This window comes from Pseudomonas sp. ES4 (assembly GCF_050586665.1).
Taxonomy (GTDB): Bacteria; Pseudomonadota; Gammaproteobacteria; order Pseudomonadales; family Pseudomonadaceae; genus Aquipseudomonas; species Aquipseudomonas frederiksbergensis.
The window spans coordinates 106,443-116,767 of sequence record NZ_JBOBDO010000020.1; the positions used below are offsets into that span (position 1 = coordinate 106,443).

At 58.3% G+C, this 10,325-nt stretch carries 13 protein-coding genes; 7 read left to right on the forward strand and 6 right to left on the reverse strand.

The annotated features are described in order from the left end of the window. Window positions 1-4: 4 nt before the first annotated feature. The gene (locus ACQ4OB_RS20960) at window positions 5-1,081 is read right to left on the reverse strand and encodes a 3-deoxy-7-phosphoheptulonate synthase (protein ID WP_007899930.1); all 1,077 of its coding nucleotides are present in this window, start codon (window positions 1,079-1,081) and stop codon (window positions 5-7) included. A gap of 183 nt (window positions 1,082-1,264) precedes the next feature. Next, window positions 1,265-1,708 (reverse strand): PilZ domain-containing protein, encoded by a 444-nt coding sequence (locus ACQ4OB_RS20965; RefSeq protein WP_074878355.1) that lies wholly within the window; start codon window positions 1,706-1,708, stop codon window positions 1,265-1,267. Between ACQ4OB_RS20965 and ACQ4OB_RS20970 the strand changes: the two genes are divergently transcribed. The 5 genes from ACQ4OB_RS20970 (at window position 1,707) to cysB (ending at window position 5,698) form a co-directional block, all read left to right on the forward strand. Continuing rightward, entirely contained in the window at window positions 1,707-2,093 is a 387-nt protein-coding gene (locus ACQ4OB_RS20970; RefSeq protein ID WP_074878353.1) for a thioredoxin family protein, read from the forward strand. The genes ACQ4OB_RS20965 and ACQ4OB_RS20970 overlap by 2 nt on opposite strands. Then, complete coding sequence (locus ACQ4OB_RS20975; protein WP_430956374.1) at window positions 2,090-3,046, forward strand: putative 2-dehydropantoate 2-reductase; 957 nt, start codon at window positions 2,090-2,092, stop codon at window positions 3,044-3,046. Before ACQ4OB_RS20970 ends, ACQ4OB_RS20975 begins: the two co-directional genes overlap by 4 nt. 25 nt (window positions 3,047-3,071) lie before the next feature. Continuing rightward, complete coding sequence (locus tag ACQ4OB_RS20980) at window positions 3,072-3,977, forward strand: 5'-nucleotidase (RefSeq protein WP_074878349.1); 906 nt, start codon at window positions 3,072-3,074, stop codon at window positions 3,975-3,977. 94 nt (window positions 3,978-4,071) lie between these two features. After that, window positions 4,072-4,575, forward strand: coding sequence for a universal stress protein (locus ACQ4OB_RS20985; RefSeq protein WP_074878347.1), 504 nt, complete (start codon window positions 4,072-4,074; stop codon window positions 4,573-4,575). Between the two features lie 148 nt (window positions 4,576-4,723). Further along, window positions 4,724-5,698, forward strand: coding sequence for an HTH-type transcriptional regulator CysB (gene cysB / locus ACQ4OB_RS20990; protein ID WP_008148549.1), 975 nt, complete (start codon window positions 4,724-4,726; stop codon window positions 5,696-5,698). Between the two features lie 9 nt (window positions 5,699-5,707). Here cysB and ACQ4OB_RS20995 read toward each other — a convergent pair whose 3' ends face one another. Both ACQ4OB_RS20995 and ACQ4OB_RS21000 read right to left on the reverse strand, forming a co-directional pair. Next, window positions 5,708-6,190: a GreA/GreB family elongation factor gene (locus ACQ4OB_RS20995; protein WP_129436979.1), complete on the reverse strand. Its 483-nt coding sequence runs from the start codon at window positions 6,188-6,190 to the stop codon at window positions 5,708-5,710. Between the two features lie 14 nt (window positions 6,191-6,204). Next, window positions 6,205-6,615 (reverse strand): hypothetical protein, encoded by a 411-nt coding sequence (locus tag ACQ4OB_RS21000; RefSeq protein ID WP_074878345.1) that lies wholly within the window; start codon window positions 6,613-6,615, stop codon window positions 6,205-6,207. A gap of 124 nt (window positions 6,616-6,739) precedes the next feature. Between ACQ4OB_RS21000 and earP the strand changes: the two genes are divergently transcribed. After that, window positions 6,740-7,897 carry an elongation factor P maturation arginine rhamnosyltransferase EarP gene (gene earP, locus ACQ4OB_RS21005; RefSeq protein WP_102616312.1) on the forward strand — a complete coding sequence of 386 codons (1,158 nt, stop codon included), beginning with the start codon at window positions 6,740-6,742 and terminating at the stop codon, window positions 7,895-7,897. A gap of 48 nt (window positions 7,898-7,945) precedes the next feature. Next, complete coding sequence (locus tag ACQ4OB_RS21010) at window positions 7,946-8,515, forward strand: elongation factor P (RefSeq protein WP_007899917.1); 570 nt, start codon at window positions 7,946-7,948, stop codon at window positions 8,513-8,515. Window positions 8,516-8,613: 98 nt separating this feature from the next. On the opposite strand, the gene ACQ4OB_RS21015 is transcribed toward ACQ4OB_RS21010, so the two are convergent. Together ACQ4OB_RS21015 and ACQ4OB_RS21020 are read right to left on the reverse strand one after the other, a co-directional pair. Next, window positions 8,614-9,630 (reverse strand): alpha/beta hydrolase, encoded by a 1,017-nt coding sequence (locus tag ACQ4OB_RS21015; RefSeq protein ID WP_430956375.1) that lies wholly within the window; start codon window positions 9,628-9,630, stop codon window positions 8,614-8,616. Between the two features lie 34 nt (window positions 9,631-9,664). Continuing rightward, window positions 9,665-10,084: an organic hydroperoxide resistance protein gene (locus ACQ4OB_RS21020; protein ID WP_074878341.1), complete on the reverse strand. Its 420-nt coding sequence runs from the start codon at window positions 10,082-10,084 to the stop codon at window positions 9,665-9,667. Between the last annotated feature and the right edge of the window lie 241 nt (window positions 10,085-10,325).

Below are 10,325 nucleotides of genomic sequence, written 5' to 3' on the forward strand. Positions count from 1 at the left end.
GTGATCAGCTGCGATCGCGTTTTGGCAGCACATCCTTGAGCTTGGCGTGCATGCTGCGCAAGGTGTTTTCGGTGGCGGTCCAGTCGATGCAGGCATCGGTGATCGACACGCCGTATTGCAGGTCGGCGAGGTCTTTCGGGATCGCCTGGCAGCCCCAGTTCAGGTGACTTTCGACCATCAGGCCGATGATCGACTGGTTGCCTTCGAGAATCTGGTTGGCGACGTTCTCCATCACCAGCGGTTGCAAGGCCGGGTCCTTGTTGGAGTTGGCGTGGCTGCAATCGACCATGATGTTCGGCTTTATCTTCGCTTTGTTCAGCGCTTGCTCGCAGAGTGCGACGCTGACCGAATCGTAGTTCGGCTTGCCGTTGCCACCGCGCAGTACCACGTGACCGTAGGCATTGCCCTTGGTGGTGACGATCGACACGCCACCTTCCTGGTTGATACCCAGGAAGCGGTGAGGGCTGGAAACCGATTGCAGGGCGTTGATAGCGACCGTCAAGCCGCCGTCGGTGCCGTTCTTGAAGCCGACTGCCGAGGACAGGCCGGAGGCCATTTCACGGTGGGTTTGGGATTCTGTGGTGCGCGCACCGATGGCCGACCAGCTGATCAGGTCCTGCAAGTACTGCGGGGAGATCGGGTCGAGGGCTTCAGTTGCGGTCGGCAGGCCCATTTCGGCCAGGTCCAGCAACAATTGACGACCGATGTGCAGACCGTCCTGAATCTTGAAGGAGTCGTCCAGGTACGGATCGTTGATCAAACCTTTCCAGCCGACGGTGGTGCGTGGCTTCTCGAAATACACGCGCATGACCAGATACAGGGTATCGGACACTTCAGCCGCAAGCGCTTTCAGGCGCTCGGCGTATTCGTGGGCAGCCTTGATGTCGTGGATCGAGCAAGGCCCGATGACAACAAACAGGCGGTGGTCGGTGCCATCAAGAATGTTGCGAATGACTTCGCGGCCCTTGGTGACGGTGCGCAGGGCAGCGTCGCTCAGAGGGATATCACGCTTGAGCTGATCGGGAGTGATCAGCGTCTCGTTGGAAGCGACGTTTAGGTCGTTGATCGGTAAATCAGCCATCGTTTACTCGTCAGGTCACGGGTGCCGGCCGCCAGCGAACCCGCGCGGCGGAGCACAGCAAATTAAGCGCGTCGGGGAGCAGAACCTTAGCGCGTTACACCGTGGCTCGACAATGGGCAGACACCGGTTTAAGGGGCATTCTCAATTAGTTTTCGCGGGGAAAGCTAATTGAGAATGCTCCTGCTAATCCAGCAGGACCTGTGCAAATGCCTTGCGAACCGTGTCGTGAGAGAACTCTTCGGCATGTTCCTGGACCCATTCGAGGGCCAGGGCCTGCATCTCCTGCAGATCGTGATGCGCATCATGCAGTCGGCAGTAACGTTCGATCTGGCACACCTGCTCGCCCATCCGGGCACTGAACATCATCTGTTCGTCAACGAAGGCGATGCCTACCAGATAACCGCGTTTTCGTCGCAGGCACCAGGCTACATAGCCCAGAAAACGCATGTCGGGGTTCAACGTCGGCATGCGAACTTCCAGCGCCGTACCGTGGCGCCACGCCCGGTGATAATTGCAAGCCATGCCCCCGAGGCTGATAGTGTGCAGCTGTTGCCGTGAAATACACTCAGGTTTGAGCAACGTTAATTCGACGGGCACATCGTCAGGGTGAGGAATAAAACGTCCCATGAACACGGACTCCATGTGTCGGCCATCTGACATTGTTCCACCCAGTATAGTGGTCGAATCGGAACTGACTGATTTCGACGCCGACCAACGGCTGCTGGCGATGAGCGGTGTGTCGCTGGTCATTTTCACCAGCGTCGGCTGCGCCAGTTGCCGTTTTGCCCGTGAGCAATTGCCGCGACTCGATCTGGATGTCGATCGGCTTTGCTGGATCGATGCCGGGAACAATGGCGGGGTGGTCGAGCGTTACCAGGTTTTCTATTTGCCTGCGCTGTTTGTGGTGCGCGACGGCGAATTTTTCGGGGCATTAAAATCGCGCCTGACCCGCACGGAGCTCAATGCAGCCGTGGCTCAGGCGTTGAGTCGAATTGCAGAGGAGTTGCCATGATGGGGGCAGTGACCAAACCGACAATCGGTATTATCGGAACCGGCGCGATTGGCGGTTTCTACGGATTGATGCTGGCGCGTGCCGGTTTCGATGTGCATTTTCTGTTACGCAGTGAGTTTTCGGCGGTGGCCGAGTGCGGATTGCGGCTCAACAGTGCAGTGCACGGCGCGCTGACATTGAATCCGGTTCAGGCGTATTCGAGTGCCGAAGACATGCCGCCCTGTGACTGGTTGCTGGTGGGCGCGAAAACCACCAACAACGCCCAACTGGCACCGACAATCATTCAAGCCGCAGCACCGAATGCCAAAGTGCTGCTGATGCAAAATGGCCTGGACGTTGAAGACAGTCTGCGAGCGTTGCTTCCCGATTCGCTGCACGTGCTCGGTGGGCTCTGCTATATCTGCGTCCATCGCGACGGACCAGGCGTCATCACTCATCAGGCGCTCGGCGCGGTCAATGTCGGCTATCACAGCGGCCCAGCAACCGACCAGCAGGCGCGCATGGCGATTGTCGAGGAGGGCGCCGGACTGTTCCGCGCCGCCGGCATCGACTCCCAGGCCATGGCGAACCTGCATCAGGCGCGCTGGCAAAAACTGGTCTGGAATATCCCTTACAACGGTCTGTCGGTGCTGCACGAGGCCAGCACCACGCCGTTGATGGCCGATGCCGACAGTCGGGAACTGATCAAGGCGCTGATGGCTGAAGTGGTTCAGGGAGCAATCGCCTGCGGTCACGACGTACCGGCCGGTTATGCCGATCATCTGTTCATGATGACCGAGAAAATGCCGGACTATTGGCCGAGCATGTACCACGACTTTCTGCACAAACGACCGCTTGAGCTGGAGGCCATTTACGCCCGGCCACTGGCGGCAGCCAAGGCTGCAGGGTGCGAGTTGCCGCGAATCGAAGCCTTGTATCGCAGTTTGAGTTTTATCGATCGACGTAACACCTGAGTCGATCAACCTGAGGGGGAAGGGCATGGCAAAGACTATCGACGACAAACTGGTGCTGGCGATTTCTTCGCGTGCGCTGTTCGACCTGAGCGAAAGCCACAAGGTCTATCTGTCGAGCGGCGTCGAAGCCTATCGGCAATATCAGATCGAACACGAAGACGAAATCCTCGAGCCCGGTGATGCATTTCCCTTGGTACAGAAACTCCTTAACTTGAACGCCAGCCTTGGCCGCGCCCGGGTCGAGGTGATCCTGGTGTCACGCAACAGTGCCGACACCGGCCTGCGGGTTTTCAATTCGATCCACCACTATGGCCTGGCGATTTCCCGCGCGGCGTTTGTCGGCGGGCGCAGTCCTTATCCGTACCTCAAGGCCTTCGGCTGTGACCTGTTTCTCTCGACGCATGCCGAAGACGTGCGCAGTGCGCTGGATGCCGGGTTCGCCGCGGCGACCATTCTGTCGGGTGGCGCTAGCCGTGCGGCCAGTGATGAATTGCGCATTGCTTTCGATGGTGACGCGGTGCTGTTTTCCGACGAATCGGAGCGCGTCTATCAGTCCGGTGGCCTGGAAGCGTTTCAGGCCAGCGAGCGTGAGGCTGCCCGCGAGCCCCTGCGCGGCGGGCCGTTCAAAGGCTTCCTCGCCGCCCTGAATTTGCTGCAACGGGAGTTCCCGGAAGACGCCTGTCCGATCCGCACCGCACTGGTGACCGCGCGGTCGGCGCCGGCCCATGAGCGAGTGATCCGTACCTTGCGCGAATGGGACATTCGTTTGGACGAGTCGCTGTTTCTCGGCGGCCTGACCAAGTCAGCGTTTCTCGAAGCCTTTGCCGCCGATGTGTTTTTCGATGATCAGGCCGGTCATTGCGAGTTGGCCCGCGAGGTGGTCGCCACCGGACACGTGCCGCACGGCATAAGCAACGAGCAAAAGGTTTAAGCCCACGGTTCAATGCGTTACGCGAAACGCCGCACTCGCCAAGGCACTGCTAAGCTGAATCAATCTCCGCCATGTCGGCACTCGAGGAGGTCATATGATTCATTCGATGCTGTACGCCACTGACCTCGGCTTGTACGCGCCTTTGGTCATGCAGCATGCCTTGGCGCTGGCGCGCACATTCAATGCCGATCTCTACGTGGTGCATGCCGTTGAACCGATGGGGCTGTTCGCCGAGTCGGTGCTTCAGAGTTACCTCGATGAGCAGTCGTTGAACGAGTTTCACAGTCAGGGCCTGAATACGGTGATCGCCAATATCGAGCATCGGGTGCTCGATAGCTTTCGTGAAGAGTTGGGGGATGAAGGAGAGCAGGACCTGGAGCGGATCAAAGCAGTACGGGTGCTTCAGGGTGATCCGTCACAGGTGATTCTCGACCAGGCGCAGAAACTCTCTGTGGATTTGTTGATCGTAGGTAGTCATAGCCATGGTGCTGGCGCGGAAACGCCTTTGGGCCGGACTGCGGCGCGGGTGTTGCAACTGTCTCGGGTACCGGTCTATCTGGTGCCGCTGGTGGAACGTCGTCGGCAAGGGGATCGTTAGTGTTCCTGCCTCGCATTCACGGGGCAGGACACCAGAACACGAATAGTGGCAGTTTGATAAAAAAGTTCTAGATTTATTCTTCAAACCATTAATATAGTTATATACCGTCGCTGATGCCCGTGGCGTCTACCTGCTTTGAGGGATTCATATGAAGCTTCAACAACTGCGCTACATCTGGGAAGTGGCGCACCACGACCTCAACGTTTCCGCTACAGCCCAAAGCCTTTACACGTCGCAACCGGGCATCAGCAAGCAGATCCGTCTGCTGGAAGACGAATTGGGGGTCGAGGTATTCGCTCGCAGCGGCAAGCATCTGACCCGCGTCACCCCGGCCGGCGAGCGAATTATCACCACCGCCGGCGAAATCCTGCGCAAGGTTGAAAGCATCAAGCAGATCGCCCAGGAATTCTCCAACGAGAAGAAAGGCACCCTGTCAATCGCCACCACGCACACCCAGGCGCGTTATGCGTTGCCGCCGGTGATCAGCAATTTCATCAAGCAATACCCGGACGTTGCCCTGCACATGCACCAGGGTTCGCCGATGCAGATCGCTGAAATGGCCGCTGACGGCACCGTCGATTTCGCCATTGCCACCGAAGCGCTGGAGCTGTTCGGGGATCTGGTGATGATGCCGTGCTATCGCTGGAACCGTTGCGTGGTCGTGCCTCAGGGCCACCCGCTGACCAAACTGTCGAAGCTGACCCTGGAAGCCCTGGCCGAATACCCGATCGTGACGTACGTGTTCGGTTTCACCGGCCGTTCGAAGCTCGACGAAGCGTTCAGCCATCGCGGCCTGACGCCGAAAGTGGTGTTCACCGCCGCCGACGCCGACGTGATCAAGACGTATGTTCGCCTGGGTCTGGGCGTAGGTATCGTGGCGAAGATGGCGGTCGATGCCAAACTCGATAGCGACCTGGTCATGCTTGATGCTAGCGACTTGTTCGAATCCAGCATTACTAAAATCGGTTTCCGCCGCGGCACGTTCCTGCGTGGCTTCATGTGCGACTTCATCGAGAAGTTCGCCCCGCACCTGACCCGCGAAGTCATGGCCAAGGCGATCCAGTGCCACAACAAACAGGAACTGGAAGAGCTGTTCGACGGCGTCGAATTGCCGGTCCATTAATCTCCCGCGTCAGACTACCTCGGTAACAGAAAACTGTTGCCGAGCACCCGCCACCAGAATCTCCACCTCATCCCCTTCGAACTTGCCCAGCAGGCTCTTGCCCAGCGGTGAGCGAGGGGTGATGACGGTAATCCATTGCCCCACCACGTCGACTTTCAAACCCGCCGCGTCAGGCGCCAGAAACAACCATTGCTCACGACCCTTTTCATCTTCCAGGCCGAGCAGGGCGCCCACTTCGATGCCACGCTGATCGTCGTAAGGCCGCAGCGTCAGGTTCTGGCAAAGTGTCAGTGACTGCCGGATTTCCTCCACACGTTTGGCTTGCCCGGCTGCCAGGTAAGACGCCTCCAGGCCCAGCGTGTCGTACTTGTTCTCAGCGATGTTTTCTTCGTGGGTCGCGGTTTCGTAAGCGGTTTGTGCGGCGCGCTCGGCGATGTCGAGGTCGATCCGCAGCTTGTCGAGAATCAGTTGGTGGACGGTCGGCTTGTGCATAAAGAGCTTCTTGATCAATCGCAGAATTGCAGGACGTTGGCGCGGCTTTTTTCGCTCGGCGCAGTCTGGTCCTGTTGCAACCAGAACTGGCATTTCGGGTTGGACAGATTGCGTCCGGTGCTGCGAGCCTGATCCATACGTTGCTGCTGCTCGTTCTTGCGCAGGTTTTCTTCGTACTGTTCGAACAACGGGCTCTGCGGTGGAATGTCCGGCACCGGTTGCGCCACCACCGGTGGTTTGGCCAGTTGCTGCACGGCTTCAGCCACGGGCGCCAGTTGTTCGCTGAACAACAGTCGAGAGGCGAGCCAGCATGTCAGCGCGATCGCGATAAACCCCAGCCACATTCCCAGGGCAATGCTGCCCGTCAGTTGCAAGGCGCTGAGCTGGATCAGCAGCGGGCGGCGCGGATTGGGACGGTTGGGCATGGCTGCCTCCTGGCGGGTGGTCGCGGGCGAGTGGCGATTGTCGCATGAAGATTAATCGCCGTCGGCTCTTCTGCACGGGGTAATTTATGAGGACAATCGGCGCCTTTGCCAACGGGAGCCTGGAATGCCTGAAATGCCTCAAGTAAAAAACTGCTGGCGCTGGGATATTTTTTGCGCCGTGGTCGACAACTTTGGTGACATCGGCGTGACCTGGCGTCTGGCCCGACAACTGGTGGCCGAACATTCGGTGGCGGTGCGCTTGTGGGTCGATGATTTGCGGGCCTTCGAGCGTTTGTGCCCGGACATCGACATTAATGCCTCACAGCAATGGCAGGAGGGCGTCGAGGTGTGTCAGTGGACGCCCGACTGGCGGCCCACTGAAGCCGCTGACGTGGTGATTGCAGCGTTCGCCTGCCAGTTGCCGAGTGCCTACATGGAGGCCATGGCCGAGCGGGAAAAACCGCCGCTGTGGATGAATCTCGACTACCTGAGTGCCGAGGACTGGGTCGTCGGCTGCCACGGCTTGCCGTCGGTGAAGTACAAGAGCGTACAAAAATTCTTCTTCTTCCCGGGGTTTCAAAAGGGCACCGGTGGCTTGTTGCGTGAAAGCGGATTGCTTGAGCGGCGTCAGCAGTTTCAGCAAAACCCCGAGGCTCAGCGAGAATTCCTCCAAGGCTTGGGGATCGATCCTGCGCAAGGTGCGCAGTTGATCTCGCTGTTTGCCTACGAAAATAAAGGGCTGGCCAGCTGGCTCGAGGCAATGGCTGGCGACTCGACGCCCACTCATCTGCTGGTGCCCGAAGGCCGGATTCTTGGGGATGTCGAACGTTGGCTCGGGGTGGACGGTCTGGTGGCCGGCGCGGTGCATGTGCGTGGTGAATTGACCGTGCAAGTGCTGCCGTTCGTCCGACAGGATCAATACGATCACCTGCTCTGGTGCTGCGATTTCAATGCCGTGCGCGGTGAGGATTCCTTTGTCCGCGCCCAATGGGCTGGCCGGCCACTGCTTTGGCACATCTATCAGCAGGACGAAGACATCCATCTGGACAAGCTCGACGCCTTCCTCGCGCTGTACACCAAAGGCTTGTCCGAGCCTGCCCGCGAGGCGATCAGCGGTCTTTGGCGAGCGTGGAATGCGGGTGACAATATGAGCGTGCACTGGCAATTAACCCGCAAGCACTGGCCAGAACTGCAAAAACACGCCGAAGCGTGGTGTCTGGAACAGGCTTTGCAGGCCGATCTTGCCGCAGCGCTGGTACAGTTTTACCTAAATTGGATATGATACGCGGCCTAGATTTTTGTAAACCCCATCCAAATTCGGATACTCGCAATGAAAACTGGTAAAGAACTGAAACCCGGGATGGTTATCCGTCTCGAAAACGATCCTTGGCTGGTTCAGAAAGCTGAATTCACCAAGTCGGGTCGTAACAGCGCGATCATGAAGACCAAGCTGAAAAACCTGCTGACCGGTTACAAGACCGAGATCGTTTACAGCGCCGACGACAAACTGGACGACGTAATCCTCGACCGTAAAGAAGCGACCCTGTCCTTCATCAGCGGCGACTCCTACACGTTCATGGACACTACCGACTACACCATGTACGAACTGAACGCTGAAGACATCGAAGCCGTTCTGCCTTTCGTTGAAGAAGGCATGACCGATGTTTGCGAAGCGATCTTCTTCGAAGAGCGTCTGGTTTCCGTAGAACTGCCGACCACTATCGTGCGTCAGGTTGACTACACCGAAGGTTCCGCTCGCGGCGACACTTCCGGCAAGGTGATGAAGCCTGCCAAACTGAAGAACGGTACCGAGTTGTCGGTTGCTGACTTCATCGAAATCGGCGACATGATCGAGATCGATACCCGCGAAGGCGGTTCCTACAAAGGCCGTGCTAAATAAGCACTGCTTCAGGAATGAAAAGCCCGACCATTGAGTCGGGCTTTTTTGTGCCTGCAGTTTCAGGTCCAGCAATGAACCCTTGTGGGAGCGGCGGTGCGTTATTTCTTCAGGTGTTGCTTGAGCTCTTCGGACGCTTGAAGCATCGCTGAACGCACCGCAGGCACCTGGCTCACCACATTGAGCAAGCCGTAGTCGTGGATCATGCCGTTGTAACGCACCGAGGTAACCGGCACCCCGGCTTCGTCGAGATTGCGGGCATAGGCCTCACCCTCATCGCGCAGGACATCGGCGCTCGCCGTCTGCACCAGCGCGGGTGGCAGGCCCTTGAGTTGAGCAGTCGTCGCCCGCAGCGGCGAGGCATAGATCTCGTTACGCTGTTTGGCGTCGGTGGTGTAGTTGTCCCAGAACCACTTCATCATGTTTTTGGTGAGGAAGTGCCCCTCGGCAAACTGGTTGTAGGACGCCGTCTCGAAGCTGGCGTCAGTCACCGGCCACAGCAGCGCCTGGAACCTGATCGCCGGCGTGCCCTTGTCTTTGGCCATCAGCGCAACCACCGCTGCCATGTTGCCGCCGACGCTGTTACCGACCACGGCCAGACGTTTGCCGTCGACATTGATCTCTTTACCGTGTTCGGCCACCCATCGGGTTGCGGCGTAAGCCTGATTGATCGCCACCGGGTAATGCGCTTCCGGCGAAGGCGTGTAATTGACGAACACCGCCACCGCCCCCGAACCGGCAACCAGGTCCCGAACCAGACGCTCGTGGGTCGGGAAATCCCCCAGCACCCAGCCGCCGCCGTGGAAGAACATGAACACTGGCAGCTCACCTTTGACCCCGGCCGGTCGAACGATGGTCAGGCTGAGCGGCTGGCCGTCAACTTGAATGGTCTTCTCGCTGACATCGGCTTTTGGCAGCGTCAGTTTCACCCCAGCCTGCGCGCCGACCAGCACCGCGCGTGCTGCTTCAGGGGTGAGTTGTTCCATCGGTTTGCCGGTGCCGGCGTTCAGAACATCGAGGAACGCTTGGGTGTTGTGTTCAACCCCGTCGTCCGCGAACGCGCTGTGGATGGACAAGGCGAAAAGGGTACCGGTCAAGACTTTACTGAAAGTGCGCATGTTCGTTTCCTTGTTCGGGCCTGGGAATCAGCGGTTAGACGGTGACGTGCAAACGCACATCGACGTTGCCACGGGTGGCGTTGGAGTACGGGCAGACCTGGTGTGCAGCGTCGACCAGGCTTTGTGCATCGGCTTGTTCAAGACCCGGCAAGCTGACGTGCAGGTCGATGTCCAGGCCGAAACCGCCAGGGATCTGGCCGATGCCGACATGGGCGGTGATCGAAGCGTCGTCCGGGATTTTGCGTTTGGTCTGGCTGGCGACGAATTTCAGCGCGCCGATGAAGCAGGCGGAGTAACCGGCTGCGAACAGTTGCTCAGGGTTGGTCGCTGCGCCGCCGGCACCACCGAGTTCTTTGGGCGTGGCGAGTTTGACGTCGAGGATGTTGTCGCTGGAAACCGCACGACCGTCACGGCCGCCGGTGGAAGTTGCGATAGCGGTGTAGAGAGTTTGCATGGTGTGAGCCTCATTCGGGTTTGATGTTTTGCGCTAAATATTTGCGCGCTAAGTAAGTGCGAGATAAATGTAGCTCGTGAATATTTAGCGCGCAAGATAAATTTTTGAAGAAGTTTTGGTTTGAGGAGTGGGGGCTGATTGGATGTATTGAGTTAGAGCGGTGGCGGCAGGATTTTCAGCGAGGAATTTTTTTGACTTGGATGGCGAATAAGATTTGAAGCAAACCACCCATCCCCTGTAG

Coding starts and splice junctions, on each gene's coding strand:
- ACQ4OB_RS20975 (WP_430956374.1), top strand. CDS start 2,090: ATGATGGGGGCAGTGACCAAACCGACAATCGGTATTATCGGAACCGGC.
- ACQ4OB_RS20995 (WP_129436979.1), bottom strand. CDS start 6,190: ATGCACAAGCCGACCGTCCACCAACTGATTCTCGACAAGCTGCGGATC.
- ACQ4OB_RS20985 (WP_074878347.1), top strand. CDS start 4,072: ATGATTCATTCGATGCTGTACGCCACTGACCTCGGCTTGTACGCGCCT.
- ACQ4OB_RS21010 (WP_007899917.1), top strand. CDS start 7,946: ATGAAAACTGGTAAAGAACTGAAACCCGGGATGGTTATCCGTCTCGAA.
- earP (WP_102616312.1), top strand. CDS start 6,740: ATGCCTGAAATGCCTCAAGTAAAAAACTGCTGGCGCTGGGATATTTTT.
- ACQ4OB_RS20965 (WP_074878355.1), bottom strand. CDS start 1,708: ATGGGACGTTTTATTCCTCACCCTGACGATGTGCCCGTCGAATTAACG.
- ACQ4OB_RS21000 (WP_074878345.1), bottom strand. CDS start 6,615: ATGCCCAACCGTCCCAATCCGCGCCGCCCGCTGCTGATCCAGCTCAGC.
- cysB (WP_008148549.1), top strand. CDS start 4,724: ATGAAGCTTCAACAACTGCGCTACATCTGGGAAGTGGCGCACCACGAC.
- ACQ4OB_RS20970 (WP_074878353.1), top strand. CDS start 1,707: ATGAACACGGACTCCATGTGTCGGCCATCTGACATTGTTCCACCCAGT.
- ACQ4OB_RS20960 (WP_007899930.1), bottom strand. CDS start 1,081: ATGGCTGATTTACCGATCAACGACCTAAACGTCGCTTCCAACGAGACG.
- ACQ4OB_RS20980 (WP_074878349.1), top strand. CDS start 3,072: ATGGCAAAGACTATCGACGACAAACTGGTGCTGGCGATTTCTTCGCGT.
- ACQ4OB_RS21015 (WP_430956375.1), bottom strand. CDS start 9,630: ATGCGCACTTTCAGTAAAGTCTTGACCGGTACCCTTTTCGCCTTGTCC.
- ACQ4OB_RS21020 (WP_074878341.1), bottom strand. CDS start 10,084: ATGCAAACTCTCTACACCGCTATCGCAACTTCCACCGGCGGCCGTGAC.